The 26,601-nt window shown below is 53.1% G+C and carries 32 protein-coding genes and 1 pseudogene; 12 read left to right on the top strand and 21 right to left on the bottom strand.

Annotated features, from left to right (window positions below; translation table 11 throughout):
- The first annotated feature begins 99 nt into the window (after positions 1-99).
- Positions 100-996 carry a quinolinate synthase NadA gene (gene nadA / locus MCON_RS11760; RefSeq protein ID WP_013720182.1) on the top strand — a complete coding sequence of 299 codons (897 nt, stop codon included), beginning with the start codon at positions 100-102 and terminating at the stop codon, positions 994-996.
- Between the two features lie 65 nt (positions 997-1,061).
- Here the strand turns inward: nadA and MCON_RS11755 are convergent, their stop codons facing one another.
- A complete protein-coding gene (locus tag MCON_RS11755; RefSeq protein WP_269798805.1) occupies positions 1,062-1,364 on the bottom strand; it encodes a type II toxin-antitoxin system HicB family antitoxin in 303 nt (100 codons plus the stop codon).
- 63 nt (positions 1,365-1,427) lie between these two features.
- Positions 1,428-2,072 carry a hypothetical protein gene (locus tag MCON_RS11750; RefSeq protein ID WP_162145019.1) on the bottom strand — a complete coding sequence of 215 codons (645 nt, stop codon included), beginning with the start codon at positions 2,070-2,072 and terminating at the stop codon, positions 1,428-1,430.
- A 344-nt stretch (positions 2,073-2,416) separates the two neighbouring features.
- Here MCON_RS11750 and MCON_RS11745 point away from each other — a divergent pair, with 344 nt between their 5' ends.
- On the top strand, positions 2,417-2,710 hold the full coding sequence (locus MCON_RS11745) for a nucleotidyltransferase family protein (protein ID WP_013720179.1): 294 nt from the start codon (positions 2,417-2,419) through the stop codon (positions 2,708-2,710).
- On the top strand, positions 2,707-3,054 hold the full coding sequence (locus MCON_RS11740; RefSeq protein ID WP_013720178.1) for a HepT-like ribonuclease domain-containing protein: 348 nt from the start codon (positions 2,707-2,709) through the stop codon (positions 3,052-3,054). The genes MCON_RS11745 and MCON_RS11740 overlap by 4 nt, the downstream gene beginning before the upstream one ends.
- A gap of 232 nt (positions 3,055-3,286) precedes the next feature.
- Here MCON_RS11740 and MCON_RS11735 read toward each other — a convergent pair whose 3' ends face one another.
- The 6 genes from MCON_RS11735 to MCON_RS11710 form a co-directional block, all read right to left on the bottom strand.
- Positions 3,287-4,861: an IS1634 family transposase gene (locus tag MCON_RS11735; RefSeq protein ID WP_013718820.1), complete on the bottom strand. Its 1,575-nt coding sequence runs from the start codon at positions 4,859-4,861 to the stop codon at positions 3,287-3,289.
- Between the two features lie 108 nt (positions 4,862-4,969).
- Positions 4,970-5,896, bottom strand: coding sequence for a TIGR00269 family protein (locus tag MCON_RS11730; protein WP_013720177.1), 927 nt, complete (start codon positions 5,894-5,896; stop codon positions 4,970-4,972).
- A 24-nt stretch (positions 5,897-5,920) separates the two neighbouring features.
- A complete protein-coding gene (gene fdhD, locus MCON_RS11725) occupies positions 5,921-6,676 on the bottom strand; it encodes a formate dehydrogenase accessory sulfurtransferase FdhD (RefSeq protein ID WP_013720176.1) in 756 nt (251 codons plus the stop codon).
- A 16-nt stretch (positions 6,677-6,692) separates the two neighbouring features.
- The gene (locus tag MCON_RS11720) at positions 6,693-7,982 is read right to left on the bottom strand and encodes an aminotransferase class V-fold PLP-dependent enzyme (protein ID WP_013720175.1); all 1,290 of its coding nucleotides are present in this window, start codon (positions 7,980-7,982) and stop codon (positions 6,693-6,695) included.
- The gene (gene larE, locus MCON_RS11715; RefSeq protein ID WP_157863802.1) at positions 7,979-8,785 is read right to left on the bottom strand and encodes an ATP-dependent sacrificial sulfur transferase LarE; all 807 of its coding nucleotides are present in this window, start codon (positions 8,783-8,785) and stop codon (positions 7,979-7,981) included. Before larE ends, MCON_RS11720 begins: the two co-directional genes overlap by 4 nt.
- 79 nt (positions 8,786-8,864) lie before the next feature.
- Positions 8,865-9,191 (bottom strand): transcriptional regulator, encoded by a 327-nt coding sequence (locus MCON_RS11710; RefSeq protein WP_013720173.1) that lies wholly within the window; start codon positions 9,189-9,191, stop codon positions 8,865-8,867.
- A 199-nt stretch (positions 9,192-9,390) separates the two neighbouring features.
- Between MCON_RS11710 and MCON_RS11705 the strand changes: the two genes are divergently transcribed.
- Complete coding sequence (locus MCON_RS11705) at positions 9,391-10,824, top strand: aldehyde dehydrogenase family protein (protein WP_013720172.1); 1,434 nt, start codon at positions 9,391-9,393, stop codon at positions 10,822-10,824.
- A 36-nt stretch (positions 10,825-10,860) separates the two neighbouring features.
- On the opposite strand, the gene rsmA is transcribed toward MCON_RS11705, so the two are convergent.
- The 8 genes from rsmA to MCON_RS16945 all read right to left on the bottom strand — a co-directional run bounded on the left by rsmA (position 10,861) and on the right by MCON_RS16945 (position 15,611).
- A complete protein-coding gene (gene rsmA / locus MCON_RS11700) occupies positions 10,861-11,553 on the bottom strand; it encodes a 16S rRNA (adenine(1518)-N(6)/adenine(1519)-N(6))-dimethyltransferase RsmA (RefSeq protein WP_232844286.1) in 693 nt (230 codons plus the stop codon).
- Between the two features lie 47 nt (positions 11,554-11,600).
- Positions 11,601-12,182 (bottom strand): DUF655 domain-containing protein, encoded by a 582-nt coding sequence (locus MCON_RS11695; protein ID WP_013720170.1) that lies wholly within the window; start codon positions 12,180-12,182, stop codon positions 11,601-11,603.
- Positions 12,183-12,187: 5 nt separating this feature from the next.
- Entirely contained in the window at positions 12,188-12,532 is a 345-nt protein-coding gene (locus MCON_RS11690) for an RNA polymerase Rpb4 family protein (RefSeq protein WP_013720169.1), read from the bottom strand.
- Position 12,533: 1 nt separating this feature from the next.
- Positions 12,534-12,824 (bottom strand): 50S ribosomal protein L21e, encoded by a 291-nt coding sequence (locus MCON_RS11685; protein WP_013720168.1) that lies wholly within the window; start codon positions 12,822-12,824, stop codon positions 12,534-12,536.
- Positions 12,790-14,145 (bottom strand): tRNA pseudouridine(54/55) synthase Pus10, encoded by a 1,356-nt coding sequence (locus MCON_RS11680; RefSeq protein WP_013720167.1) that lies wholly within the window; start codon positions 14,143-14,145, stop codon positions 12,790-12,792. The genes MCON_RS11685 and MCON_RS11680 overlap by 35 nt, the downstream gene beginning before the upstream one ends.
- A gap of 441 nt (positions 14,146-14,586) precedes the next feature.
- On the bottom strand, positions 14,587-14,832 hold the full coding sequence (locus MCON_RS11670; RefSeq protein WP_013720166.1) for a hypothetical protein: 246 nt from the start codon (positions 14,830-14,832) through the stop codon (positions 14,587-14,589).
- Positions 14,833-14,870: 38 nt separating this feature from the next.
- Positions 14,871-15,485 carry a tRNA (pseudouridine(54)-N(1))-methyltransferase TrmY gene (trmY, locus tag MCON_RS11665; RefSeq protein WP_013720165.1) on the bottom strand — a complete coding sequence of 205 codons (615 nt, stop codon included), beginning with the start codon at positions 15,483-15,485 and terminating at the stop codon, positions 14,871-14,873.
- A complete protein-coding gene (locus MCON_RS16945; RefSeq protein ID WP_269798803.1) occupies positions 15,486-15,611 on the bottom strand; it encodes a hypothetical protein in 126 nt (41 codons plus the stop codon). It lies immediately after the preceding gene.
- A 346-nt stretch (positions 15,612-15,957) separates the two neighbouring features.
- Here MCON_RS16945 and MCON_RS11660 point away from each other — a divergent pair, with 346 nt between their 5' ends.
- Together MCON_RS11660 and MCON_RS11655 are read left to right on the top strand one after the other, a co-directional pair.
- Positions 15,958-16,680, top strand: coding sequence for a hypothetical protein (locus MCON_RS11660; RefSeq protein WP_048132418.1), 723 nt, complete (start codon positions 15,958-15,960; stop codon positions 16,678-16,680).
- Positions 16,681-16,806: 126 nt separating this feature from the next.
- Positions 16,807-17,445, top strand: coding sequence for an HAD family hydrolase (locus tag MCON_RS11655; protein ID WP_013720163.1), 639 nt, complete (start codon positions 16,807-16,809; stop codon positions 17,443-17,445).
- A 59-nt stretch (positions 17,446-17,504) separates the two neighbouring features.
- Here the strand turns inward: MCON_RS11655 and MCON_RS11650 are convergent, their stop codons facing one another.
- The 5 genes and pseudogenes from MCON_RS11650 to MCON_RS16295 form a co-directional block, all read right to left on the bottom strand.
- Entirely contained in the window at positions 17,505-18,755 is a 1,251-nt protein-coding gene (locus MCON_RS11650) for an MFS transporter (protein ID WP_013720162.1), read from the bottom strand.
- Between the two features lie 35 nt (positions 18,756-18,790).
- Positions 18,791-19,705, bottom strand: coding sequence for a formate/nitrite transporter family protein (locus MCON_RS11645; protein WP_048132416.1), 915 nt, complete (start codon positions 19,703-19,705; stop codon positions 18,791-18,793).
- Between the two features lie 178 nt (positions 19,706-19,883).
- Positions 19,884-20,015, bottom strand: a pseudogene (locus tag MCON_RS15735) (zinc ribbon domain-containing protein); the annotation flags it as partial.
- Between the two features lie 222 nt (positions 20,016-20,237).
- Positions 20,238-21,164: a sulfide/dihydroorotate dehydrogenase-like FAD/NAD-binding protein gene (locus tag MCON_RS11640; protein WP_013720160.1), complete on the bottom strand. Its 927-nt coding sequence runs from the start codon at positions 21,162-21,164 to the stop codon at positions 20,238-20,240.
- 20 nt (positions 21,165-21,184) lie between these two features.
- Entirely contained in the window at positions 21,185-21,337 is a 153-nt protein-coding gene (locus tag MCON_RS16295; protein WP_157863800.1) for a hypothetical protein, read from the bottom strand.
- Between the two features lie 133 nt (positions 21,338-21,470).
- On the opposite strand from MCON_RS16295, the gene gltA reads away from it, so the two are divergent.
- The 6 genes from gltA (at position 21,471) to MCON_RS11610 (ending at position 26,544) form a co-directional block, all read left to right on the top strand.
- Positions 21,471-22,883 carry an NADPH-dependent glutamate synthase gene (gene gltA / locus MCON_RS11635; RefSeq protein ID WP_048132414.1) on the top strand — a complete coding sequence of 471 codons (1,413 nt, stop codon included), beginning with the start codon at positions 21,471-21,473 and terminating at the stop codon, positions 22,881-22,883.
- A gap of 18 nt (positions 22,884-22,901) precedes the next feature.
- Positions 22,902-23,165: a UbiA prenyltransferase family protein gene (locus tag MCON_RS11630; protein ID WP_013720158.1), complete on the top strand. Its 264-nt coding sequence runs from the start codon at positions 22,902-22,904 to the stop codon at positions 23,163-23,165.
- 18 nt (positions 23,166-23,183) lie between these two features.
- The gene (gene alaXM, locus MCON_RS11625) at positions 23,184-23,879 is read left to right on the top strand and encodes an alanyl-tRNA editing protein AlaXM (RefSeq protein ID WP_048132412.1); all 696 of its coding nucleotides are present in this window, start codon (positions 23,184-23,186) and stop codon (positions 23,877-23,879) included.
- Positions 23,880-23,959: 80 nt separating this feature from the next.
- Positions 23,960-24,652: a hypothetical protein gene (locus tag MCON_RS11620; RefSeq protein WP_013720156.1), complete on the top strand. Its 693-nt coding sequence runs from the start codon at positions 23,960-23,962 to the stop codon at positions 24,650-24,652.
- A gap of 63 nt (positions 24,653-24,715) precedes the next feature.
- The gene (locus MCON_RS11615; RefSeq protein ID WP_013720155.1) at positions 24,716-25,141 is read left to right on the top strand and encodes a VOC family protein; all 426 of its coding nucleotides are present in this window, start codon (positions 24,716-24,718) and stop codon (positions 25,139-25,141) included.
- A gap of 116 nt (positions 25,142-25,257) precedes the next feature.
- Positions 25,258-26,544 (top strand): anaerobic sulfatase maturase, encoded by a 1,287-nt coding sequence (locus MCON_RS11610; RefSeq protein ID WP_013720154.1) that lies wholly within the window; start codon positions 25,258-25,260, stop codon positions 26,542-26,544.
- Positions 26,545-26,601: the final 57 nt, after the last annotated feature.

Raw genomic sequence — 26,601 nt, 5'->3', positions numbered from 1 at the left:
GGATCAATTACAGTTTAATTGAGCTAATAATATTCATAAAACCTATCTAAATAGATTGAAATAATAGTTTCCCATTCCCTGGGACTGTTCTCGATGGCTATGATAGAAGAGATTCAAGCTTTGAAGAAGGAACGCCGGGCGACGATTCTGGCCCACAATTATCAGATACCGGCGGTTCAGGATATAGCGGATCTGGCGGGCGACTCCCTGGAGCTTTCCCGGGCAGCAGCGGCCCTGGACTCAGAGGTTATAGTCTTCTGCGGAGTGGACTTCATGGCGGAGACGGCCGCTATCTTATCCCCGCAAAAGAGGGTGGTCCTGCCGGTGAAAGGGGCTTGGTGCCCCATGGCCCACATGATCACCCCCCAGCAACTGGATGAATTGAAGGCTCTCTATCCTCAGGCAGCGGTGGTATGCTATGTGAACTCCACTGCGGAGATCAAGGCGAAGAGCGACATCTGCTGCACATCTGCTAATGGGGTGCAGGTGGTAGAATCGCTATCTGAAGACGAGGTCATATTCGTGCCGGACAGGAACCTGGCTGCCTATGTGGCCCGCCATACGAAGAAGAAGATCATACCCTGGGATGGCTACTGCTATGTTCATGACCAATTCACCCCGGAGATGGTGAAGGCAGCTCGCAAGCTTCATCCTCAGGCGGAGGTTCTGGTCCATCCGGAGTGTCGGCCGGAGGTGATCGACCTGGCCGATTTCGTCTACAGCACCGCAGGAATGTGCAAGCATCCCGATATCAACCGGGCGCGGGAGTACATCATCGGCACGGAGGTGGGCATGATCTACCGGCTGAAGAAGGCCCATCCGGATAGAGAGTTTTATCCTCTGAGCGATGAGGCCATCTGCCAGAATATGAAGAAAACCACCCTTCCCGATGTCCTCCGGGCTTTGCAGACGCTCGAGCCGCGGGTTGTTGTGCCAGAGGAGATCGCTGTGCGGGCGAGAGGGGCGATCGAGAGGATGCTGCGGGTGAAGGTTTGAAGGATTGTGAAAGAAAGGCAGTGTGCAAACGAATCTGAAACTCTTTTTGCCAGCTTTGACGTACTTTATGCCTCGATTGCTGCTCTTAAGGTTTGGCCTTCAATAACCGGGATGGGTAAATCGAATCTCAGACTGAACGCAATCCAGTCTTCTATGGCCATCCTCAAATTATCCTGGTACTCTTGCTGAGTTTTGCCAGTTGCCCAAATGCCCTTTAATTCGGGCACTTCGCCGGAATAAGGCTCTTGGTCATCTATGACTTCATATACCGCCTTGGAGATTGCAGCCTGGATATATTCGCAGAACATACCCTTTTCGCTGCCATGTCCGCTGAAATGCACAATCTGGGGTTTGTGCTGGTTTACCAATTCGAGCAGATCATCAGGCCTGATAGCTCAGGCGGATGAGTGATCGATAGAATCGCGATACTTCTAAGCCCTAATCATAGCAGTGATCTCCCAGATCTCCTTGTCCCGCTCTAAAAGTTGAGTGCCCTTCGGATTGGCTGCCAGAAATATACATTTTATCCTTCTCTGGCCTTCGCTTTTGCTGGATACATCCCGCGCCTTAGAATAGTATCGATATTGCTGGTTGACCGGTCCGGAGGGTTTGTAGATTGCGCCCGTCGAGCCCCGCATGTCTACCGCTTCTCTTCCTAGAGATACTGGACCATTGAACTGGTTGAAAAGAACATTCCCGCTGAAGCTGCCGGCAATATTGGTCTGGGAGCCGTGCATGGTCTGGCCTCGCTTGTCGAAGACCGTCCTGCTGCCTCCTTTCTCTAATTCATCCACCAGCCTCTGCTCACTGACGGCGAAATCCGGGTCAGCCTCCAGCTTCTCTGCCAGGACCTCCCGCAGAGCATTCTCTTGCCTTTTTGAATCCGGCCTCTTTTTGCCAAGGGCCAGGGTCTCCTCTGCATCGGAGTCGCCCCTGAACTTGTCTGCAACTGCCTGACACAGCTCGCCCACCTTTGCGCCCAGCGTTTCACCTGCGCTCTTGGAGAAAGCCTCCGCCCCTTTCGCCAGGAAGGGGGCGGCTACTGAGGCCAGGGTTAACCGGTCCATCTGCAACACATCCTTGGAGGAGTGTTTGGCGGGATAAAAAGATAAGTCTTCTGGATCGGTTTCTCGGATCGTTGAAATTTTTCAGCCCATGCTTTAAATATCAAGAAATCCAAAAGCAGTATCATGGGTGAGAGTGCCAGAAGCTGCATGCAAATTCCTGGTGATCTGTTGGAGCATGGTGAAGATAGAGCAATTACGAGAGGCCTTATGAGGCTTTCCGAGAGAGTTCTAGCCCAGCTTCTGGGAAATGAGCCTGATCTACGCGGTCGAGGATCTGAATCTAAGATTTAGATAGCAATCCTGGTTGAGATAAGAGATCCTGAAACCTGCTCGATTGGATGGTGGCAACTAAAATGAAAACCCTTCAAGAGATCGAGAGAGTCCTTAAAGATCAAAAGCCAATCCTCAAAAAAAAATTTAAAGTAAAGGAGATCGGCATCTTCGGATCTTTCGTGCGAGGCGAGCAAAAGGATACCAGCGATCTCGATTTGCTGATTGATTTTGAGGAGCCAATTGGCCTGGTACAATACGTGGGTTTGCAGAATTACTTGAGCGACAAGATTGGTGAGAAGGTAGATCTGGTCACAAAGTCGGGCCTCAAACCGAGGGTAAGCGGGCATATCCTCAAAGAGGTAATTTACGTATGAAGAAACGGGATTATGGGAGTTATCTCGAGGATATCATTGAGCACATGAACTACGCTGAAGAATTTATTAGAGATATGACATTTGATGAATTTAAAAGCGATAAAAAGACTGTTCTTTCAGTGACAAAGTGCATAGAGGTTGTAGGCGAGGCAACAAAACATATCCCGGATCAAATTAGAGAAAGATACCCAGAGATTCCCTGGCGCGATATGGCAGGAATCAGAGATCGGCTCGTCCATGGCTATTTCAAGGTTGACCTGTCGATCGTCTGGACAACTGTGACCATAGAATTTCCTGAGCTTCGATCCATGCTGGAAAATGTATTGGCTGATATGGACCGGTAGCGAAGTCAGATGAATGCAAGAAATCTTCATCTCCTTATTTATGCAACGGCCATTTGTCTTTCCCTTGGCCGGGCAGGATGTCTTCGGGGAGGGGTGGCATATCTCAGTTAAGATGCATTAGCCTTTCTTCGAGATATAAGTGGAAGGTATTTTCCCGAGCATCTCTCATTATTATCCCGCGAGGTACAGGCACCTAGATCCATCATCCTCTCAGCCTAACCTCCCGAAAAGTTCAGGCGCACAGGTTTAGCGCCTGAAGTATTTCCCTCTGTTTTTTTGTCATTTCGGTGACTAATATCTGTCCGTCCGCCAAAGTGATTTTTCTCAATTTCTCCAATTGCAGAAGCAAGAGTTCAACAGAATACTTATCCAGTAGCTTCGCTTCTCTCATCATATTGATCAACCTCGTCCTAATGATTAGACTCAGGAAAGCGACGAAGATGAAGCCTCTTGTTGTCTTTTCACTATGAGTATTCAGCGGAAGGATATCGATTTCGTTCTTCAGAGCCTTAAAGCTTTTTTCGATTTCATCGCGCTCCCGATAAAGAGAAAGACAATTTAGCCAGTCGAAGTCCCCTGAGTAGAACAGGATATACTTACCCATTTTATTCATTCTTTGAGTCACAGCATTCTGTTTAATCGAAACATCAAAGCGATTATCTACCACATTCCATTCAAAGAAGTTTCCGAATCCTCGCGCTTTCTCTTTAAAAGCCACTTGAGGACTGCTGTTCTTCTTCAAGCGAACCTTGAGCAGCTCTTCTCGAATATCGTACAACCTGCTAAGAAGGGTCTGCTTCTCGTTTTGCTCCAATTTAGGATCATAATACACGTACCCGCGGACTTCCATATTATCAATATTATATGTAATTGGCTTAGCAAAAATTGGCTCGTTGTTAAACTTATGCAGGTATTTTACGTCATCGATGTCCTTTTGCGCTTCGGTCATTAGTTGCTTCAGATCATTCAACTGCAACTTAGCAGCCATGACAAACGAAATTTTATTGTCCAACAACTCACAGAGATTGCCCAAGCTAAAGAATCCCCGATCCATCACAGCAACATAGTTTTGGACTCCGTGAGCTTTAATCTTTTTCAAAGTGCCGGAAAGCGTACTGACATCAGAAATGCTTCCAGGGAAGATGTCATACATCACAGGGATTCCTTTGTCCTTATCCATAATCAAGGACATATTAATTTGCGGAAGATCCGCTCCATCGCGATTATATCCATACTCAAGAAGGTTGATAAGTTGAGAGTAACTTGATAGGCTTGTAATATCGTAAATGAGAGTGCTTTTGGTGCTGGTTCCTTCAATCAGTTGGGACATAAAGCGGTCAGGGATATTGCTTTCACCCACCCGGCAGAGAAGTTCACTTACTCGCTGGCTGGCAAGGTCGATTTGAGGAGATTCAAGAGCAAGAGCGGTCCCTTCGTACCATGAATCGACGTTCTTCATTGCCGTAGGTCTTATGATTCGGTTGAATGCCAATGCGCGAATCATGGACGCCTCGGTTGAGGGTAATAGGTTCTCTAGATAGCGATCTAAGTTAAGTTCTTCCATTATTGACTGGAGCACAAGTATAGAACCATAATCAAAAGATGACTTGACTTCTGCAGTTTTCTTCTTTGTCTTCTCTTTGATCTCAGATGGAGCGGAACGCATCCGGACCGGCTGGCCATCGACATTTCTGCCTAAATATTTTGATCTATGTCTGATCTGCTTCTTCTCCTTATCATAATAGGGTGTTTCTTCATACCAATATTCGATACCATTTTTCACTTTGATTCTTCTAGTGGGTTTCATTATGTGCCTCAATATAAGTAGGCGCATAAAGTATAAATACCTTTCGCCACGCAAGGCTAATATGAGTTATTTCTCAAAATAGAGGCTTCATAATTGATATTGATCGGTTTATGCTCCTATTTGATCCGGGAGGTTAGGTCTCAGCCTTCCCAAGAGCTCGCAGGCCTTGCACCTCTTCCCCACACATGGCTCGCCGCATTCCCTACACTCCGCCAGCTCCATCTGCGCCCAGTCTCCTCGGCACAGCTCCTCGATCCTCTCAAATCCCTGCAGCGTCTTCTGCCGGGTTCCGGGAAAGAGGCTCTCCATCCGGTTCATCATATCCCGCACATCTGCTCTTAAAGAGAGCCGGGCATAGGGGCACTCCCTGGACTCGAAATAGATCCCGTTAACCATGGCATAGAGGGCGATCTCCTTTTCAGGAATGTCTCGCAGGGGCTTGATCCTGGGAATCAGCCCCGGCTGCTCCCTTCTGGGCCGAAAGCGCATCAGACGCTCCATATCCCCCTTCAGATAGTTCATCATCACCGACTGGGCCTCATCGTCCTGGTTGTGGCCGGTGGCGAGCTTTGTCACCCCCAGGCTTTTGGCAGCGCAGTTCAATGCGTTCTTGCGAAATACCCCGCAGTAGGTGCAGGGCGCGACCTCTGCTCCCACCACCATCTCGTCCAGGCTCCAGCCGTACTCCTCCTGGAATGAGATGATCACCTGCTCCACTCCCATCTGCCGGGCGATCCTCTTTGCAGCCACGATGGTATCATCCCGGTAGCCTGCGATGCCTTCATCTACAGTCAACGCCACCATTTCCACCTCTTTTTCGGCTAGAACCCGGCTTAAGGCAAATAGAAGGGCAGTGCTGTCCTTCCCTCCGCTCACCGCCACTGCGATCCGCTCTCCCTTCTCGATCATCCGGTTCACAACGATTGTCTGGACCATTCGCCCCTCAAAATCCTGGATGAAATGATCCTGGCAGAGGTGCCGGCCGAGGTAGCGCTGGGAAACGATCGCCCGTTCCTGACAGAGGGAGCAGATCATTTAGGCGACCTCATTCAGTCAACCTCAAATCACAAACCTCTCCGGATTGGCATAAACGGACAGCCTCTTCCCCCGCAGAAAACCGATGATGCCAAGACCCGTCCTCTGAGCAATGGTTATGGCCAGGCCCGTCGTCGCCCCCCGGGAGACGACTATGGGGATGCCGGCTACAGAGCACTTCAGGGCCATGTCCGAGGAGACCCGGCCGGTGCAGGCGGCAAACGCCCGGCCCAGGTCGAATCTCTCCCCTTTGATGATCAGGCTGCCTATGGCCTTATCCAGGGCATTGTGCCTTCCTATGTCCTCGATGATCGATACAGGCCCGGATTGATCGAAGAGCCCAACTGAGTGAACCCCGCCCGTAGCGATGTGCGTCTCGGAGAGGGATATGGCCTTCATCGCCTCCTGAGCTTGTTTTTTATTGATCGTCAGATCGGATTTTATCCGGGGGAGCTTTGACTCATCGAGAAATGAGGCTATGCCCCCGCAGCCGCTCACAATGGGCCTCCTGGGGACTATCGCTCGAATGGGATTGGCGACTATTGCCCTGGCCACATCTCCCTCCACCTCTATAGATTCTATCTCCTCGACGGCAGAGACGATCCTCTCGGAATAAAGGTGCCCCGCCACGAACTCTTTTCTCATCTGGGGGCTGATCATAGCGGTGGCGAAATGGCGGCCGTTGATGAAAATAGATAAGGGAACCTCCTCCGCCACCGGGCAGATGGCTTTCTCGACCTTGATCTCGTCCACCTTAAGGCACTCAAAGTCTTTTATCATCTTCTCATGCGTTCCCTTAAGCCATCCTGGCGATTTGCTCCAAATTCCCCAGGAGCTTCTCGATCTCCTCATCGGTATTATAAAGATACAGCGATGCTCGGGCGGTGCCATGCTTTAATCCCAGGTGCCTCATCAGGGGGATGCAGCAATGGTGCCCCGAGCGAATGCAGATGTTGGAGGCCTGGTCGAGCATCAGGGCGATCTCATGGGGCAAGAGGCCCTCTATCCCAAATGAGACCACTCCTCCCCGCTCCACGGGGCTATCAGCCCCCGGTCCGTAGACCTCCAGGCCTCCGATCCCATCCAATCCTTTAAGCAGCCTCCTGGTGAGACTCATCTCATGATCGTGAACTTCATCGATCCCTATCCGGGCTAAGTAGTCCACTGCAGCGCCCAGACCAATGCCGGCGGAGATGTCCGGCGTTCCCGCCTCATAGCCCTCATAGCCCCTCTTAAAGGTGAATCCGTCGTCAAAGACGTCCTCTACCATCCCTCCTCCTGCCAATAGGGGCGCCAGTTCCGTGCCACCCAGCTTCTTCCCGGAGTCCTGGTTCTTGCTGGCATGACTGCTCATTCTCTGCCCTTTTGCCCTCCTCTGCTCTCCATTCCTCTTGCCATCCTCCAGCTCCCTGATCCAGAGCACTCCCGATCCCGTGGGCCCGAGCATCTTGTGGCCGGAAAAGCATAAAAAATCGCAATCTATGTCTTTAACATTCACTGCCATATGGGGCAGGGACTGGGCGGCATCCAGCAGAAAGAGAACTCCCCGCTCACGGCAGATCCGGCCGACCTCTCTTGCAGGCAGAATGGTGCCAAGGGCATTGGATAGATGGCTCATGGCGACCAGCCTGGTTTTCTTGTTTATGGCTCTTTCAAGGTCGGCCAGATCGATCCTCCCCATTTTATCCGGAGCTATGACCTCCAGATCGATCCCCACCTCCTTCAGCCTCATCCAGGGCAGGAGGTTGGAATGGTGTTCGAGCAATGTGGTCACAATTCGGTCCCCCCTCTTCCAGTCCAGGCCCCTGGCCACTAGGTTGATCGACTCGGTTGTGTTCCTGGTGAAGACGGCAGTTCCATCTTCTCCCCCCACAAAACCCGCCACCTTGAGATGAGCGTCTCTGTACCTCTGGTCAGCGATCTGGGCCTGGCGGTAGACCCCCCGGCCCACATTGGCCCTGTAGCTGCGGTAGTAGCTCAGGACAGCTTCTAAGACGGGCTCAGGAGTAAGGCTGGTGGCGGCGCTATCCAGATAGATGAGATCATCGAGAATGGGAAAATCGGATCGAATCTCTTGAACTTTCACAAAACCTCGTTTAAGCTACCGCTTCTATAGCCCTCCAGGTCCAGGGTCACATATTCAAAACCAATGCACTTCAGCCTCATCACTATCTCCTGCCTGCAAGCCAGCGCCCTTTCCAGCTCCTGCTCTTCCAGCTCGATTCGCGCCGTCTTTCCCTGCGACCTCACCCGCAACTGGCCAAATCCCAGGCTCTTCAAATATTCCTCCCCCTCTTCCACCATTCGTAAGCCTTCCCGTGTGATCCTCTCATTATAGGGAATGCGCGAGGCCAGACAGGCGGAAGAGGGCTTGTCCCAGACGGGCAGTCCCATATCCTGAGCCAGGGTGCGAATATCCTTTTTAGTGATCCCCGAATCGACAAATGGATGCCAGATCCCCTCCTCGCTGCAGGCCGCAATGCCCGGTCTATAGTCATCGAGGTCGTCGGCGTTCACCCCATCGGCGATGCAGCTCATACCCTCTTTCTGAGCCACCCTCTTGAGAATGGCACTGGACCTCTTTTTACAGATATAGCAGCGAGTGGATGGATTTTGAGAAAAAGCCTGGTCATCGAGAATAGAGAACCTCTCCACCCTCAGCTCCAGACCGAGGGATTCTGCCAGGGCAACCGCCTCCTCCAGCTCGCTTCTGGGATAGATCTCGCTGTCCAGGATCACTGCCACCGCCCCCTCACCCAAGACATCATGAGCCAGCTTTGCCAGGAGGCTGCTGTCCACCCCACCGGAATACGAGATAAGCAGCCGTTCTTTCTCCCGGATACGATCTTTGAGATCTTTTAGCTTGCCGTCATGGCTCATTTTTAACATTCCAAAAACATTCCTTCTCCAGAGGGCATAGAGAATATGGAGATCTGGGATTCATTGGAGATCTATTTGGATTTGATTCTTACTTCCCTTTGCATCGACCTGAGATGCAAGCGCTCTCGTCATCTTGAAGCATGCAGCAGATATCGCAGATCCTCCTCACCAGATCATCGACCTTTCCATCGATAAGATCTTCCGCAAGCCCTCCTATCGCCTCCCTGATATCCTCTCTGAACTCGATATTGTAGCCCCTCTTCTTCGAGACATACTGGGATACCGCAGGGGGGGTGATTCCCAGCATTTTGGACACATCCTTCTGAGAAATTCCTCTTTTGATCAGTTCTTCGGCAATAGCCGCTCTGATGCTGGGAAGCACATTCCAGACGATCTCCTCACATGGCGACTTCATCTATCATAAACCTCAAATCTATGTTTGATCGATCATTATCTTTGGCTTTCTATCATAACCTATACCCATATAAATGTTATAGCAGTCTGTGGATGATGCATCCCCGGATGAAGGAGATGAATGGGGCGATTCATTCTGATCGGTCCGGCCCAAAGGTTATCAGCCAGGAGGGATAAAATAGGCGATGCGGAGGTCTTTCATGCATCAGACTCATATGATAATCGACGGGGAACAGCTCCCCATTTCATCCCATAAGGTGGAGACGATTTGCAATCCAGCAAACCAGGAGCCTGTGGCTCTGGTCTCCGTAGGAACTCGCCAGGATGCCCGGATGGCTTTGGAGGCGGCAAAGAAGGCATTTCCTCTCTGGTCTGAGACCGCCTGCGAGAAGAGGGCAGAGCTATTGCATTCTGCCGCGGATCTGGTGCGAGAGAGGGCGAAGTCCATAGCCCGACTGCTGACTCAGGAGCAGGGAAAGCCCCTGAAAAATGCTCGAGCGGAGATCCTATCATCTGCTGGTATCCTGGACTATTATGCAGAAGAGGGCAGGAGGAACGTCGGGGAATGGCTGGCCACATCCCGTGGCCGGAGCGTTGTCCTCCGCCAGCCTGTGGGCGTCGCTGCCCTCATCACCCCCTGGAATTATCCGGTGGACCTTCTCTCCTGGAAGGTGGGGCCGTGCCTGGCTGCGGGCTGCACTTTTGTGGCCAAACCGCCCAGCCGCGCTCCCGTCGCCGCCACGGAATTCGTTCGGGCGATCTATGACGCCGGTCTTCCTGCAGGAGTGGTCAATGTGGTACACGGTCCGGGTAGTGAGGTGGGAGCAGAGCTGGTGGAAAACCCCATCTCCAGGAAGATCGCCTTCACCGGAGAGACAGAGACCGGACGATGGATAATGGCCCAGGCTGCCCTTCATATAAAACGCGTCTCACTGGAGCTGGGAGGGCAATCGCCCTTCATAGTCTGTGGCGATGCCGATATCGAAAAAGCGGCTGCTGCCTGCGCTCAGCGAGCTTTTTCCAATATGGGGCAGATCTGCATCAGCGTCAACCGGGTATATGTAGCAGATGAGGTGGCAGAGGAGTTCACCGATAGACTGGTCCATCAGACCGAGCGGCTGCGGATTGGCAACGGCCTGAAAGAGAATGTGGACCTGGGGCCGATGTTCAGCAATGAGCAGCGTGAGAAGACCAAAGAGCATATGAAGGACGCCCTTGATAGGGGAGCAGAGCTCCTCTGCGGCGGCCGGGAGCCGGAGGGGGAGGCATTCGAAAAGGGCTACTTTTTCCTGCCCACCGTCCTGGATCGGGCCGACCACAAGATGAAGATCATGAGAGAGGAGACTTTTGGCCCAGTAGCTCCGATTATGAGATTCGAGACCGTTGACGAGGCCATAAAGCTGGCTAACGACTCGAATTACGGCCTGGCCGCATACATATACACTAGCGACATTGCCACGGGCATTCAGGCAGCAGAAAGGCTGGAGGCGGGAGGGGTGGGGGTTAACATAAACAATGTGATGGACTATCAGATGCCTTTTGGTGGCTGGAAGGAGAGCGGCATCGGTCGGGAGCTGGGGCACTATGGCCTGGAGTCATTCCTGGAGATAAAGCACATCCGTCTGGGGATTTGATAAGAGGGGATGAAGCAACAGGGCCCCTTTGCCCGATCAGACCCAATCGCTCTTCTTTTCGATCGCCAATATCAGACCTGCCACCTGGTCCGGGGTCAGCTCTTCGGGCCGCATATTGATCAGAGACTGGTCCAGCTCGGCCAGAGTCATCTTATCTACCCCGTATGCTGCCAGGCCTTTTTTTACCTTCTTGCGCCTGTTTCTGAAGAGAATATCCGCCAGCCTCATAAAGGCCCTGGGATCCACCTGAGGCCTCTCTGTTCGCGGGCGGAGCCGGACTATCGCCGAATCTACATCGGGAACCGGGCGGAAGGCCTTTCTGGAGACGTTCTGCAGGATCTCGATATGACTGAAAAAGCCGGCGACCATCCCCAGCCGACCGTAAATTTTGCTGGCAGGCTCGGCCTTCAATCGCTGGGCAAACTCCTTTTGGAACATCAGCACCGCCAGGTCAAAGGGCCGGCTGAGCAGGCGGTAGGTGATCTTGCTGGAGATATTGTAGGGAAGGTTGGAGACGATCTTATTGTACTGGGGCAATCGAACGGTCAGAGCGTCGGCATGTATAACCATCACATTTGGGGCCGTATTGCATAGACTGGCTGCCAGATCGGGATCGATCTCTACTGCATATACCCGGCCGGCCCGGGCAGCCAGCTCTCGTGTTAGGATGCCTTCCCCGGGCCCTATCTCCAGCACCCAATCCTCCAGCCCAAGATCGGCATGGCTCACGATAGAATCCACAATCGAGCGATCGATCAAAAAATGCTGGCCCAGTCTCATCTTATGCGAGGCATTGTGGTAAAGACCCGGTACTTGATCCGGTCGTCCATCAACTCGTCCTCTATGCGCTTGGCTATGAGCTTCTCTGGATTGTGCAGGCCTTTCACTCTCTCCACCAGATCGGCAAAGCTCTTGAAGGGACCCTTCTTGCGTTCGTTAAGCACCGACCACATAAGCTTCTTGCCTATGCCCGGCAACAGCTCCAGGGCGTGCATGCGGGTGGTGATGGGGCCAGCATCATTGAAGTAGCGGATGAACCTGGGCTCATCCTCAAGCACTATGGTCTGGATGACAAAAGGCAGCTCCAGCTTGGCGCTGTTAGAGAGCTCTGAGTAGTCGATCCTGCGGTTGACATGATCGATCACATCACGGCTACCGCTGCCGATATACACCCGGGCTCCAGCTACAGGGACCACTCCCTCTTTGGGAGTCATCTCCATGAGCACGAAATTGGTCTCACCCACCGCCTGAACCAAAGGCTGCTTCTGATAGGTTCTGCTGTCCGGAGTGCGGCCATAGGGGAGATAATCGAGAACCCTGGCTATCTCTTCTCTCTTCGGCGGTCTCCCCTCAGGCATGCGCCTTACCCCCTGAATGCAATTTCTAAAATATTGCTGAGCTCTTCCTCGCTGAGATTGAATCGCTCCTTGGCGTAGATCGCCCTCAGCTCATCCTTGGTGACGGGCCTGATATCCGCGATCTTAACCGCTATGGTCCTCGTCATCTTCTCCATTTTCATAAGCTCAGCTACCATTGCCGTATTCTCTTCTGCGCTGCCCTTGGAAAAGAGCTCAGCATGCCTTATCGCCCGGCGAAGCTCATAGCCCAGCTCCTCTTCATCAGCTCGCTTCTCTCGGATCTGGTCGAGCATCTCCTTGACCTCCGCCAGGGTCAGGAATTCCTCTTCTAATACGCTCTTGACAATCATCTTATTTTTGCGCCTTAAGATGTTCAGGCAGTGTGATCAAGGTCTTGGTTGCATCGCCATCTGTGACCTTCAGGACGAATGCTCTGCCCCTTTTTCCAACTACCTCGGCAGTCTTCCCATGGAACCTGGGGTGAGGCATGCCCTTATGTATGCTGGGATCGATGAGCACGTGAACCTTTGATCCCGTATCGAACTCTTGAATAGCTCTGACAACGGGAGATATTCCACTGCTCCTGACAGTCTTGCTCAGCTTGTCTCTAGACTTCTTCCGCATTCCGTGATGATGTGCCATCTGATTCTCCACCTACATCTATTACATCTAGCTCTTCAACGACCGCGTCCACTCTGAGGATCTCCGCGAGGTTCGGCTGGGTTCTGCCTCCATCTCCGGAGATCAGCTCCTTGATGTAAAGACCGCTGTCGCCCTTTATATTTATTCGAGCCAGATTGCCTACTACCTCAATAAGATCTGCGCTATAAACCTTCCTCACCCTGAGCTTATCTGCCCTTCGGTGAGACACCCGAGTTGGCGTACGCTGATCGACCTGTCCAACTACTCTCTTCAAGCCAGATTTAAGCTTTTCTTCTGCGACCTCTGCTCCCAATCTGACCAGAGCGGAGTAGGTCTTCAGAAAAGTGGCCTCTTTGAGCCGTTCCACCATGGCGGAATCCGCCACAATAAGCTCAATAACCTCCACCTTGCCCTCTGCATGACGATTGATATTTTCTTGCAGCCCCGCCAGGTCGATGGTCCTTATCCGCGGCCGGACGGCCTCTACTATGAACGGCCTGCCGCTGCCAAGCATGCGGGCGTCGATATCCTCTCGACCGGCTCCGTGAAAGACGGTATCGTCAGCCTCAGCCGCCCGGATCACCGCTGGTCGGATGAGCTCGTCTACTGACTCCTGGTACATGCGGCCCGTGCCGTTGCATCGTGGGCAGCCCCGGCCACGGCACTCGCGACAGGGCCAGCGGGTCTGGGGAATGCCCCTGACGAGCTTTCTGTAGCGGCCGCGGAGGAATAAAGATGCCACCTGCAGCTCTGCCTCGCCCGTCTCCAGGTTCAGGTGCACCACCATATCCGGATCTTTCAGGTCGAACTCCTTTCCAGTGATCGCGGAGAGGCGTTTGCCGACCTCCCGGTTCAGCTCGGACTTGAAAGGCTCGGCATGGCGAGAGCCGCCGTCCGCGAGGAGTAGCTCCTCGTTCTCTGCAAGAAGGCCGGACACTTTTGTGCCCACCAACAGGGTGGAATACTCCCAGCCGGCAAGGGCGGCGGCTGCCCTCTCCGCCCACTTGTCGAGCATTTCTGGCGATATCTCTCCCAGGCAGACGGTGCAGCGAACGTCCTTTTCGCTCTTGCGGCCCAGCTTGAGCCGGGCTGACTGGAAAGAAGGCGCCAGATCTTCCAGCAAAGATATGTCACCCTCTGCGGAGGCCTGCATGGCCAGGACGGTCTTTATAGATCGACCCCGCTCAGCATTGGTAAGGCCGGTGGCCAGCATGGCAAACTGCCTTCCCAGGCAGCTGTCGCAGATGGGACCCAGGCGGACGATCCTCTTGGCCGTCTCCAGGATATCATCTTTGGGATTTTCCATGATCTCTTCACTCATAATGACTCTTCTTTTCCGGAGAGATCGAGCTACTGGTTTATTAGATCTTGCCACATGCCAATCCAGGAATGGTCTTTTCTCCCGGCCTTTTTCCCGAATTTCTGCGTGGTGCAAGCAAATTCATGGGAATCGGGCGCACAGAGAATCCTGACGGTCTATCTTCTGATGAAAAAATAAAGGGCTCTTCGCTGAATCATGTGGGTGAGGTCCGGCAGAGAATATGGCCTCTGTTCCTCTGTGTCTCTATGGTTGGGTCAGTGCATCGCGGTTCACCACAGAGGCGAAAAGATACAGAGAATTCCCGATTTCAAGTTCACCCATTCCAAATAGCGAGGAGCCAAATAGAGATTTCCCGGCACCTCGCCAGGATCACTGGGACTTCCCTGTATCTGGCTTGATACCGGATTATTCAGTACAGATCGTCATTTGCCAATAGAATGGTCATTCGCCAATATATTCACTCAGGAAGTCGAATGGAGCGGGTCTGCCCTTGGCCAGCTGCCAGGCATCGTATGAGCAGAAGATGACGGCCACGATCCATCCCAATCCAGCGCTCATGGCGCCTATCAGGAAGCTCAACAGGAAGAGAATTATTCCTCTCCTGGGGTAGCCCAGATAAATGTGGCCCAGTCCTGCAATGAGGAGGTTCAATATAACCGCAAATATTGCGCTCTTTGAATTCGCCATACAGCATCTCCAGATGATAGTTGATTCGTTAGCCTGTATTATCCGCAATCTGACATAAAGGCATTGGTATCCAGCAGCCAGTTCGTGACCACTATGCAATGATCGGCGTGCAGGCTGGTCGGCCCGAGGGCAACAACCTCTGCCCCGGCTGAGGCGAGGAGCGACTCCTCCTCCGCAGTCATTCCTGTGTGGTCTCCCAGGACGAATGCCATCTCCCTCTCCAGGGGCTCATCCTTCAGGCAGCGGAAATCCCGTCCATCCTCCCTCAGGTACACCAGCCGGACCGATCTCTGCTTCAAATCCTCCAGCAGCTTCTCCAGGCCACCGGTGCGGACGAATATGCCCGAGGTGGACATGGCCCATTCTGGCGTGGCCTCTACTGCCAGGGCCTTTTTGAGGAGAGCAGCAGTTGTTCTCTCATCGGGATTGAGGTGGCGGAGGGTCTCGCCCACCAGCCGGATGGTCTTGGGGGTCTCTCCGCCGAGCAGTACCAGGTACACCAGAACATCCTTTCTGATGCCGTGAGAGAGGACAAAAGCGGCGGTAACGGAGCGGCAGAGGATGTCCAGGCGGCCGGAGGTGCCGGGGATATCCTCTAAAGAGAAGCTGGGCTGGGTGGTAGCCTTGTGGCCGACGACGACGAATATGCGCATTTATCTATCTCCATTGATTCGCAATAGGTTATACATCCACACTGCATCCTCCGCCCTGCCATCCTCGTAGCCCAGTCTGACCAGGTCGGCAATACCTGTGCCCTGAGTGGCCTGGATTATAAGCATGGAATGCATCAAAATTTTCGCCATTATATTTTTCCGTGACATCCTTTTTCACTGGGACTAAGTGGCATGGGCCACTTTATAGCTTTTGACCTTTAATTGTCTGCCTGGGATGCTGGCTGAAAATGCCTCAAGCTCATTTTCTGCATATGATAGTATGGTGGACAAAAGGCGCTTTTGCCTATTAATTTCCTGGATATCCGGCCAATTCGACCATTGACGAGACCGAAATCGTCATATAATATAATCATAATAGACTGCTCAATTGGCTTTCAGAGAGTCTGTGTGATAAGGGCCTTGGAGTGTGGTTAGTACGAAATCCAATGATGTGAGTATAATATGCCATAGATTGATCTCATGCATAACGATTGCCGCCTTCCTGATCCAGGCAAATGCCGACGCTGCCGATCCCCTCGACCCAGGCCAGCTCGGAGAATCGATGTCTATGCCCCTGCCCCAGGAGCTATTATTAAATGCAGTGAAAGCGGGAGTGATAGCAGATTCAGATTCGCTTGACCAACCCGATATCAGCGAGACTTCTATTTCCGTCAGGCCTAAATCGGAGGCAGAGGCATTCAACCCAGCTCATATTAATGTAACCGGCAACTGGCTCCTCAATCTATACGGCGCATCTTTAGAGCAGATGGAGCTTTATCTCTTCCAGAAAGATGATGCGATCTTAGGCCAGGGAGCGATAATCAGAGGAGATGGGAGACAGAACGCTACCGCCAGCGGATCAATATCAGGGGATGAAATGAGTCTGGTTGTGGTTCCCTCAGGATCTTTAGACATGTATCAACTCAATCTATCCTTATCCACCCTGGGAATAGGGAGCTATACTACTTATATGACCAACGGTAGCAGCCGGTCTGGGGAGCTTGCATTCACCGCCACCACCAATATATTCAAGCCTGTATCGCATGAGTCATCGGATAGGTTCGATGCAACGCCTGCACCTGTGCAGCTTTCTGGATCAGCAGGTAGCGACAAGAGGATAAGCTCCAAGACAGCCATCAGCATGATGGATGGTGGGGGTTCCATGAGCCAGGCCACATCCAGCTCTTCGTTTTGAGCCGGCCAATGCAGATGTGACTGAGCGCTATGTTCGTCTTGCCACCCCGCAAGGCGATCTCATGATCCCATCCAAAAGAATAATAAACCTAATAGGCAACTATTTCCTCTTCAACAGGAGTTCAAGATGATTCGCATAATATCCCTGGACATGGATGGCACCCTGGTAAATTCGAGGTTTGTGGACAAGGTCTGGATGGAAGGCATGCCCAGGCTTTATGCCGAGAGTACGGGATTGGACCTTCCCGCAGCCAGAGAATACGTGATTGGCGAGTATATGAAAATCGGCAGCGATCACCTGGAGTGGTACGACCTCAAGTTCTGGATAGACAAGTTCGGCCTCTCCATAGGCAAAGAGGAGCTTTTAGAGCTCTACGAGGACGAGATCGAGGTATATCCCGAGGTAGAGGAGGTGCTGGAGCTCCTTTCCGAGAACTATGAGCTGGTGGTGACATCCAATGCCGCTCGGGAGTTCATCGACATCGAGCTGGATGGCCTGCAGGGCTACTTCCGGGAGGTCTTCTCTGCAACCAGCGATTTCAGGGAGGTGAAGAAATCGCCTCTCCTCTATGGAGCCATCTGCGCTCATTTGGATGCCAGGCCCTTTGAGGTTCTGCATATCGGCGACCACTACAGCTATGACTATGAGTCCGCTTTGGATGCCGGCCTTGATGCCCTCTTCCTGGACCGCAGGGGCGAGCGCCAGGGCCCCGAGGTCATAGGCGACCTGAGGGAAGCAGTGGAGCTGATCGGCGGGTGCGCATGAGGGCTGACCTTTGGTCATCTCTTCATGACTTGATCATCCTGACCTTTTTTTGATGCCTTTCAACGCCGCTCTGGCGACACTACCTGCCGGATGGAGAGAGCGGCCAGCAGGCTGAATGCTCCCAGATAGAGAAAGATGGGGATGAAATTGCCGCCATTCAGATCCAACAGATATCCTGAAAGGGTGGGCCCCAGTGGTCCGGCGAGAAATCCGTAGGCTGCAAAGGTTAGTCCGAATATGGCACCGAAATGGTCCAGGCCGAAGCAGTCCGCCACCAATGGAGCAGAGACGGAGAATAAGGTGCCAAAAGAGAGTCCCACCACTGCTGCCAGGATTGCCGATGTAGGCAGATCTCCTGCCAGGGGAAAGAGAAAATATGCAAGACCAGCAGCAAGGAAGGCCAGGCTCATGACCCTCCTTCTTCCCAACCGGTCGGAGAAGTATCCGCTTGCCAGCCTCCCGGTGCCATTGGTGAGGTTGAAGGCGGTGAGAATGAGAACCGCACCCTCCAGAGGAAGGCCTAAAGATAATCCATAGCCGGTGGAGAGGACGGTCATGGAGACTCCCGCCGCTCCGGCCAGGATCCAGGTTGTCCAGAGAAACCAGAAGCTTCGAGTGTGGAGGGTCTCAGATACTGTGAGTGGTCGCCTCTGCTCATCCTTATCTATCTCATTCCCCTCTCTGATTTGCCGCTTCAAGGCGTCCCTCATTTCGTTTTGCCTTTTTATCGTCTCATCATCCCGCTCCCGGGCGAAATATGCGCCCAGCAGGCCTGCAGTCAGAGTAAGGACTGCCAGGACCAGGCTCATGTTCCTGTAGCCGAATGCATTCAGCATCAGGCCGAATACTGGTGACATGATGGCAGCGGCCAGACCAAATACCATGCTCACCGTTCCCGAGACCAGCCCCTTCCTCTGAGGGTACCACTGCTGCACCAGAGTGAGGGCGGGGATGTAGACAAAGCATGAGGCTGCACCGTTGAGAAAAGCCCAGGCATAGACCATGGTAATCGAATTTGCAAAAGCGGCGAGGATGCAGCCGATGGAGGTGAGGAGGATTCCCAGAATTATCATCCTCCTGATGCCATATCTCTCCTGCCAGCGGCCCGCCAGAAACATGAAGATGCCCACGGCAGAGAGCATGAAGAAGATGGTAGACCCAGTGGCCCCGCTGCCAACATGAAACATCTCCTGCCATAGGGAGGCCATCACTCCGGGAAAGCCGAAGGTGAGGGCGCCCGGCCAGAAAATAGCGATGCAGCAGCCGATTATAGCCAGGGCTCCATTCCTCTCTCCGTTATTTTGATTCATGCTCTATTTGCAGCCAATAGAACTGCCGGGCATTGTTACTTCTTTGCTCCCTTCTCAGGGATTGCCTTGCAGACTGGCCCCTTGAGATAGACATACCAGTAGAGCGCCGCCACGAAGAGGGCCGCTCCCACGATATTGCCCAGCGTTACTGGAATAAGATTGGTGATAAAGAAGTTGTACCATCCCATTCCACCGGCGAGGTTGGTCGTAGCCACTCCAGCGGTCGCCAAATTAGCGGCGATGGCCGGATCGTTGGCGGCGAAGATGCCAAGAGGAATGAAGAACATATTGGCCACGCTATGCTCAAAGCCAATGGTAACGAAGGCCATGATGGGGAACCAGCAGGAGAAGATCTTGCTTATCACGTCCTCTGAGCTGATGGCCAGCCAGACGGCGAGGCAAACCAGCCAGTTGCAGCCTATCCCTCGCAGGAAGGCGGTGCTGAAGTCCAGGCCGCACTTGGTGTTGGCCACGGTTGCCGCCCAGCCCGCCCAGGGGAGGTTATCGAACAGTCCGCACTGGTAAGCAAGGAAGTAGGCGACGAAGACCGATCCCACCAGGTTGCCTACGTAGACGAGCGACCAGTTCTTGACCAGGCCTCCCAGGCTTGCCTCTCCGTTCAGGACGCTGATGGGGGCGAACATGCAGTTGCCGGTAAAGAGCTCCGATCCGGCGATGACGACCAGCATCAGGCCCACGGGGAAGACCGCTCCGGCGGCGAACTTGACCAGGCCCCCTGGCATAGCGATCTTCCAGATCTCGCCGTCTGGGCCGGTTATGGTGCCGTTGGAGAGGCCTCCGGCCACAATCTCGCTCAAAAGGGCTCCAAAGGCGATATAGGCCCCGGCCAAAAAGCCTAAAACCAGCAGCTTCTGCCAGGTCATATTGCATTTCGTGCATCCGGCAGCTATTGCTGCCTTAGCGATATCAGCGGGAACTTTGAATGCTATTGTCTCTCCCTCCCAGACGGGCGAGTGCAGTCCCGACCAGGAGCTGCAGATACTTCATTCCTTGATCTATGCTGCTCCCGGACGAACTGCTCAGTGAATCGCTCGCAATTGTGGACACTCCTTGCCGGGATATGACGTAAAAGGCTTGCGGTTTGCAGTGGGTGACTACTCCCACCCCTTAAAAGGGGCAGGCTTCAACGGTTTTGATTCCGACAGATTGTAGTCCCAATCTGAGAATATTGATTGCCGCATTCCAATCTCGATCCAAGGATAGCCCGCACTGAGTGCAGTTATGGATGCGATCAGAAAGCGGGATGGGGTATGCTTCGGGCCGCGCGCCCGGTTAGCCGGATTTCAGAAACATCCGAACCTTCGGTTTCCTGGATCTGTACATCAGAATAATCTCGTATCAGCGTTCGGTTGCATTATCGCCAGCTAATCAGTCTCAGGAAAACATGAAATCCGGGCGAGGGTTCACTTCATCCCCAACCTAAAGGATGGGGAATTCGTGACCCTCCGCACTCCCGTTGCATTAAACCCCCGCCAGCTTGCAGTTGGCCTCGGTATGCTCTATCTCCTCGACGCTCATTCTCTTTGCAGGGTTGAAGCTCTTCTTATGCCGGCAGTCCATCAATTTATGCCAGTTGTCTCTCTCCCAAATGTTGAAGGACTTGTCCTCCTCCGGTATCAACTGGCGCAGCCTCAGTACCAGCCCATCCCAGTTAATATCGTGCCCCTCGAATTCCGGCCCATCCACGCAGGCGAACTTGGTCTCTCCTCCCACCTCCACCCGGCAGGCTCCGCACATCCCCGTTCCGTCAACCATGATCGGAGTCAGGCTCACAGTCGTGTCCACTCCCGCAGCACGAGATGCATCCGAGGAGACCTTCATCATAAAGGGACAGCCGTGGGCGAAGATCCTGTTGATCTTTTTTCCGGATTGCAGCTCCTGCTCGATGAAGTCATTGGCCCAGGCGGTCTTGCCGCAGCCTGTCACCACATGAACCTCGTCGCTGAATTCTCCCAGCCTGTCCGTCCAGAAGACGAAATCCGGGCCCCGGCCCTCCACCACGGTGATGACATAGTTGCCTTTCTCCTTGAGGGCCTTGACCAGTGGTAGCGAGGGCCCCACGCCGAAGCAGCCGCAGGCGCATATCACCCGGCCGAAGTTCTCGATCTCCGAGGGCTTGCCCAGGGGGCCGGCGATGTTGGCCAGAGAATCGCCTTCACACATGGTGGATAGCTTTGCAGTGCTGGTTCCCAGGACATAGAAGACGATATCTACTGTTCCCTCTTTTTCGTCCCAGCCGGCAAGGCCCATGGGAATCCTCTCCCCTTTCTCGTCCACCCTGATGATCACAAACTGACCGGGCTTCGCGCTGCTGGCGATCTTGGGCGCCTTGAACTTCATATGGATGATATTGGGAGCCACTGTCTCCTTGGTTACTATCTCGTACATCTAGCCTCCTCGAACTTTATTCAGCGAATAGACCACTCCCGCCGGGGACTTTTTGGCGCAGCGGCATAGAGCGCTAGCGCATAAAAGCCAGCTTTTTGGGCCGCTTCTGGAATTGTCGATCCCTTCAAGACCACAACCTCTCGCCCATCGTTGGCAAGCTTGAACTCCGACATGTTCCCGACCGCACCAGAAGATGATGCGGATTGATCGTATTAGTAGGTTGCTCTGAAAGGAAAATCTTTTTTATATAGCAGGGCGATGCTCAGCGCTAAGAGATCATAGCCTCTGAGGCGCGGTGTGGAAGAAATGGCAGAAAAGTTGAAGTTAAACCGGGTGGAGATGCCCAAGCAATCTCCAGAGAAGAGGAGGAGCAATTTCGAGGAGGTTGCCCTGGGCTACACTCCAGAGCAAGCGGCTCTAGAGGCCAACAGGTGCATCCAGTGCAAGAAGCCCAAATGCGTTGAAGGCTGCCCCGTGGGAGTGAACATCCCCGAATTCATCCTCGCCCTGCGGGATGGTGATATGCCCGGAGCGGCATTATCGCTAAAAGGAAAAAACAGCCTACCCGGGATCTGCGGCCGGGTCTGTCCCCAGGAGGTGCAGTGCGAGAGCCGTTGCGTTCTTGGAAAGAAGGGCGCGCCCATAGCCATAGGTCGCCTGGAGCGCTTTGTGGCCGACTGGGAGCGGGTGACGAAAAAGTGCCCGCCCTGCGAGCTGCTGCCTCCCTCAGGCAAGAGCGCTGCTGTTGTGGGCTCCGGTCCCGCAGGGCTCACCTGCGCTGCAGACCTGGCCAGAATGGGCCACAAGGTCACCATCTTCGAGGCCCTGCACGAGGGCGGAGGGGTCTTGGTCTACGGAATTCCCGAGTTCCGCCTGCCCAAGGGGATCGTCCGCTCGGAGATCGAGTATGTCAAGTCCCTCGGCGCTGAGCTGGAGCTGGACTCTGTGGTGGGCAAACAGGTCCAGATAGATGAGCTTCTCAAGGGCGGCTACGATGCCGTATTCCTGGGGATCGGCGCCGGAGCACCACGATTTCTCAATGTCCCCGGCGAGAACCTGAGCGGCATCTACTCTGCCAATGAGTACCTCACCCGGGTCAACCTGATGAAGGCCTACAAATTCCCCGATTATGACACTCCCATTAAAAAGGGTAAGAAGGTGGCCGTGGTGGGAGGAGGAAATGTGGCGATGGACGCCGCCCGGTCGGCATTGCGTCTGGGAGCAGATGAAGTGCACATAATCTACCGCCGCTCTCGGGAGGAGATGCCTGCTCGCCTGGAGGAGGTGGAAAACGCCATGGAAGAGGGAGTGATCTTCGACTTCCTCACCAATCCTACCCGGTTTTTGGGCGACCACCGGGGCATGGTCAATGCCATGGAGGTGGTGGAAATGGAGCTGGGCGAACCAGATGCCTCCGGCAGGAGAAGCCCCAGGGTGAAGAAGGGCTCAGAGCATATAGTGAACGTGGATACAGTGGTCATCGCCGTGGGAACGGTGCCCAATCCCCTCATCACCTCCAGCACGCCTGAGCTCAAGGCGACAAAGTGGGGGACTTTAGTGGTGGACGAACGTGGAAGGACCACCATGGAAGGGGTCTGGGCAGGAGGAGACATCACCACCGGTGGAGCGACGGTGATCAGTGCCATGGGAGCGGGCAAGATCGCTGCCGCGGATATAGACCATTGGCTGAGGAAGAATGGGAAGTGGAGCGAGAGCTGAGCACTAAACCCCTTTTCCATGAGTGACAATTCTCCTGGCACTGGAATTGCAGCAAAGGCAAAAGCAGTGCACGATCTGGTGAAGCCCGAGCTGCCAAGTGCTGCTGGGGTATGCGTTGTGGCTGGCGAGGTGATAGCATCCGGATCAGTGCCAGAAGCCTCTATTGGAATTCTTGGCTTTCTTGCCGGCTTTTTCATCTCCGGCACCGCCATGATCACCAACGACTATTTTGACCTGGAGGTGGATCGGGTGAATCACCCCGCCGATAAGCTGATAAAATAATGGGTTAACATTGTGGCGATGAAGTCAATCTATATCGAAGATAGTTACATACGATCTTTTGATACGACTGTTGCTGATGTAAAGGGGGATGGCGTCATCCTTGAAGAGACTGCATTCTATCCTCAATCAGGTGGACAGCCATCGGATTTGGGGTCATTATTTCGAGATGAGGATGAGTTTTGCGTCTTGAGAGTTGAGCCGTCAGGACCAATCCACATCATGGACAGGACCGGCCTTGCTCCGGGAGATAGGGTATCGGGAAGAATAGATTGGGATCGACGTTACAGATTTATGCGCAGCCATACCGCCTGCCATATTCTCAGCTCGGTAATATTCGATAAAACTGGCGCCAGGATAACTGGAAACCAGATAGATATTGCCCGGTCGAGGGTGGACTTCAGCCTGGAAGCCTTTGACAAATCGAAGATAGCCGAATATGTTGACCAGGCCAACCAGTTGATCTCCGAGGATCATGCTGTAAGGATAAGCCTGCTGCCAAGAGCTGAGGCCATGGCTATACCGGATCTGGTGCGTCTTGCCATGGATGTCCCGGATAGAGAGGAGATAAGGGTGGTTGAGATCGAGGGCGTGGACCGGCAGGCATGCGGAGGGACTCATGTCGGCAGAACTGGTGAGATAAAGGGAATTAAGCTGGTAAAGGCAGAGAACAAGGGAAAGGCCAACCGACGAGTATACTTCGAGCTGACCGAATAAGGTTACAGCATACAGGGTCGGAACCCAGGTCACGAACAGATCTGAAGGTATCAAAAGATTAATTATCTAATCTTTCAATTATGATTCCAGTGATCGGGAATTCATTCTGTCTAATGCTCATCGTGAGTGTGGCGGCAACGGCTCTTGCGGCAGGCTTTTTCTGCGATACTGGAGAAGCAGCAGCAACCGAAATAGAAGATCTTGGCGCCAATCTTCTCAATTCAACTCCCGACCTTGGCCATAATAATCCCATATGTAAGAGCACTGTTGCGGATATGGAGTTTCGTTTTGAAGAATCATCAACGGTGAGGGGTTCGGGCGAGGTTTCCATCAAGGGATCATTTCACGATACTGGAGTGGATTCCAGCGGCTGGATGAAAGGCTCTGGATCGATCAGCCTCGAATCTCTGCGCAACATGAGCAAGATTCGCCAGGAGGTGGAATTCACCCAGAAGGACGATCTGGTCTTCGCTGGCGGACAGCTCAAGAATAGGAAAAGCATGAGCCTGCCCTTATTCGAGAACGGCACCGGCGCAACTGTCCGGGAGAGGTTCAATCTGAGCCATGTGGACCGGAGTGAGACCAATGCGATCAGGTCTTTTGACCGCTTCAATAATTCTATGATCTACGACACAGCGCTCGCCTTTGACGGAAAGTGGGACCTCGAGAACAGACGTGGGTGGTCGATCTATATGAATAGAAGCAAACAGTCCTATTCGGGATCATTCCAGACCCAGAAGAAGATCGTGTTTGATGATTCGGATCAAGGTTAGGTTCGGAGAGGAGCCTTTAATGCCTCTGGCAGCATTAAACCCTCTAATTCAGAGGAGTTAAATATGGAAGCACGATTGAACATCGTCACGCTAGGGGTTCGAGATCTGGATAAAGCCATTCGATTCTATCGAGATGGTCTTGGATGGCCAATGTCCAGCGTTAGCGCAGGAGATTTTGCGATATTCAAATTGAGCACAGGCACTGCATTGGCTTTATTTCCCAGAGAATTGCTGGCCTTAGATGCCAATGTTAGGGATCCTGGAGGATTTGGCGGAATCACCCTTGCCCATAATGTAGCAACCCGTGAAGAGGTGGATTTGGTTTTATCTCAAGCTATTCAATCCGGAGGTAGCATCCTTAAGCCAGCCCAGGCACCCGAATGGGGTGGCTATTCAGGATATTTTGCCGATCCAGATGGGCATCCCTGGGAGATTGCCTGGAATCCTCATTTCGAACTTGAGCAGGGTTGCTTGGTTTTGCCCGATTAGAGAGCGTATTGCAGCGCCAGTCCTACTCCCAGATGACCAGAACGGCAGAGCATCTAGTGGAGCTGAAAACCTAATTGGGGGAAGATTGATTTGCTTTGAGGAAATTTCCACCATCAATGGGAAAGACAGACTCATTGCCCGGCTTTCATCTGCTGGCCAAGCCCACGGGAGCAGCATGCAATTTAGGCTGCAAGTACTGCTTCTTTCTCTCAAAGAAGAGCCTTTATCCTGGCAGCAGCTTCAGGATGTCCGATGAACTGCTGGAGACATATATCCGCCAGTACTTGGAAGCGCAGAGAATTCCACAGGCTACCATCGCCTGGCAGGGCGGCGAGCCCACGCTGATGGGCTTGGATTTCTTCCGGCGTTCGGTCCAGATCGAGCATAAGTACAGCCGTCCGGATATGATTATCCAGAACACCATGCAGACCAATGGCACTCTGCTTGACGACGAATGGTGCGAATTCTTCCGCGAAAACAACTTTCTCATAGGTCTATCCCTGGACGGGCCCAGAGAGTTTCACGACGCTTATCGAGTGGACAAGACAGGAAAGCCTACCTTTGACAGGGTGATGAAGGCGGCCCGACTCCTGCGGCATCATAAGGTGGACTACAACATCCTTACCACAGTTCATGCCGCCAACGGCGATCATCCACTGGAGGTTTACCGTTTTCTCAGAGATGAAGTGAAAGCTAATTTCATCCAGTTTATACCCATAGTGGAGAGAGAAAACGACACCGGCTTTCAGGAGGGAGATGTCGTCACCGATCGTTCAGTGAAAGCGGAACAGTATGGCCGTTTCTTGATCTCTGTCTTCAATGAATGGGTGTGCAGAGATGTAGGGAGGATTTTTGTTCAGATATTCGATGTGGCTTTAGCCGCCTGGTCTGGAATGCCTTCCGGAATGTGCGCATTTTCAGAGACTTGCGGCACGGCCATGGCCTTGGAGCATAACGGAGACATGTACTCTTGTGATCACTTTGTTGAACCGAAATACCTTCTGGGCAATATCTGGAAGAGGGACATGGCCGGATTGGCCAGATCGACAAAGCAGCAGAAGTTCGGTCGGGATAAGCTCGACGCGCTGCCGGAATATTGCCGCCGCTGCGAGGTGAGATTCGTCTGCAATGGCGAATGCCCTAAGAACCGCTTTATAAAAACGCCTGACGGAAAATCTGGTCTAAACTATCTGTGCGCCGGCTACAAGGAGTTCTTCAGGCACATTGACGGGCCGATGCGGTTCATGGCTCATGAACTCCGCCTGGGCCGGGCTCCAGCTAGCATTATGAAATACACCAAGGACGGCAAGATTCCCCAGGTCATCTTCAAGCCAGGAAGGAACGATGCCTGCCCCTGTGGCAGTGGGCTGAAATACAAGAAATGCCATGGAAGGGCGGGATGAATGAATTCCTGTTCCAGTCATCGTTGACCAAGTCATAAAATAAAAATAAAGGTATGG

It is taken from the genome of Methanothrix soehngenii GP6 (assembly GCF_000204415.1).
GTDB classification, from domain to species: domain Archaea; phylum Halobacteriota; class Methanosarcinia; order Methanotrichales; family Methanotrichaceae; genus Methanothrix; species Methanothrix soehngenii.
The sequence above is the reverse complement of the archived record's forward strand: the minus strand, read 5'-3'. Positions and strand labels throughout refer to the sequence as shown.

Bases quoted from the DNA above. Each gene is read 5' to 3' on its own strand.
- trmY (WP_013720165.1), bottom strand. From the start codon at position 15,485: ATGCGCATATTCGTCGTCGTCGGCCACAAGGCTACCACCCAGCCCAGC.
- MCON_RS16945 (WP_269798803.1), bottom strand. From the start codon at position 15,611: ATGCTTATAATCCAGGCCACTCAGGGCACAGGTATTGCCGACCTGGTC.
- MCON_RS11630 (WP_013720158.1), top strand. From the start codon at position 22,902: ATGAGTGACAATTCTCCTGGCACTGGAATTGCAGCAAAGGCAAAAGCA.
- MCON_RS16295 (WP_157863800.1), bottom strand. From the start codon at position 21,337: ATGTCGGAGTTCAAGCTTGCCAACGATGGGCGAGAGGTTGTGGTCTTG.
- MCON_RS11655 (WP_013720163.1), top strand. From the start codon at position 16,807: ATGATTCGCATAATATCCCTGGACATGGATGGCACCCTGGTAAATTCG.
- MCON_RS11620 (WP_013720156.1), top strand. From the start codon at position 23,960: ATGATTCCAGTGATCGGGAATTCATTCTGTCTAATGCTCATCGTGAGT.
- MCON_RS11640 (WP_013720160.1), bottom strand. From the start codon at position 21,164: ATGTACGAGATAGTAACCAAGGAGACAGTGGCTCCCAATATCATCCAT.
- gltA (WP_048132414.1), top strand. From the start codon at position 21,471: ATGGCAGAAAAGTTGAAGTTAAACCGGGTGGAGATGCCCAAGCAATCT.
- alaXM (WP_048132412.1), top strand. From the start codon at position 23,184: ATGAAGTCAATCTATATCGAAGATAGTTACATACGATCTTTTGATACG.
- MCON_RS11735 (WP_013718820.1), bottom strand. From the start codon at position 4,861: ATGAAACCCACTAGAAGAATCAAAGTGAAAAATGGTATCGAATATTGG.
- MCON_RS11680 (WP_013720167.1), bottom strand. From the start codon at position 14,145: ATGAGTGAAGAGATCATGGAAAATCCCAAAGATGATATCCTGGAGACG.
- fdhD (WP_013720176.1), bottom strand. From the start codon at position 6,676: ATGATAAAAGACTTTGAGTGCCTTAAGGTGGACGAGATCAAGGTCGAG.
- MCON_RS11740 (WP_013720178.1), top strand. From the start codon at position 2,707: ATGAAGAAACGGGATTATGGGAGTTATCTCGAGGATATCATTGAGCAC.
- MCON_RS11615 (WP_013720155.1), top strand. From the start codon at position 24,716: ATGGAAGCACGATTGAACATCGTCACGCTAGGGGTTCGAGATCTGGAT.
- nadA (WP_013720182.1), top strand. From the start codon at position 100: ATGATAGAAGAGATTCAAGCTTTGAAGAAGGAACGCCGGGCGACGATT.
- MCON_RS11710 (WP_013720173.1), bottom strand. From the start codon at position 9,191: ATGAAGTCGCCATGTGAGGAGATCGTCTGGAATGTGCTTCCCAGCATC.
- MCON_RS11705 (WP_013720172.1), top strand. From the start codon at position 9,391: ATGCATCAGACTCATATGATAATCGACGGGGAACAGCTCCCCATTTCA.
- MCON_RS11690 (WP_013720169.1), bottom strand. From the start codon at position 12,532: ATGATTGTCAAGAGCGTATTAGAAGAGGAATTCCTGACCCTGGCGGAG.
- MCON_RS11745 (WP_013720179.1), top strand. From the start codon at position 2,417: ATGAAAACCCTTCAAGAGATCGAGAGAGTCCTTAAAGATCAAAAGCCA.
- MCON_RS11670 (WP_013720166.1), bottom strand. From the start codon at position 14,832: ATGGCGAATTCAAAGAGCGCAATATTTGCGGTTATATTGAACCTCCTC.
- MCON_RS11685 (WP_013720168.1), bottom strand. From the start codon at position 12,824: ATGGCACATCATCACGGAATGCGGAAGAAGTCTAGAGACAAGCTGAGC.
- larE (WP_157863802.1), bottom strand. From the start codon at position 8,785: ATGTTAAAAATGAGCCATGACGGCAAGCTAAAAGATCTCAAAGATCGT.
- MCON_RS11730 (WP_013720177.1), bottom strand. From the start codon at position 5,896: ATGATCTGCTCCCTCTGTCAGGAACGGGCGATCGTTTCCCAGCGCTAC.
- MCON_RS11610 (WP_013720154.1), top strand. From the start codon at position 25,258: ATGGGAAAGACAGACTCATTGCCCGGCTTTCATCTGCTGGCCAAGCCC.
- MCON_RS11650 (WP_013720162.1), bottom strand. From the start codon at position 18,755: ATGAATCAAAATAACGGAGAGAGGAATGGAGCCCTGGCTATAATCGGC.
- MCON_RS11695 (WP_013720170.1), bottom strand. From the start codon at position 12,182: ATGCCTGAGGGGAGACCGCCGAAGAGAGAAGAGATAGCCAGGGTTCTC.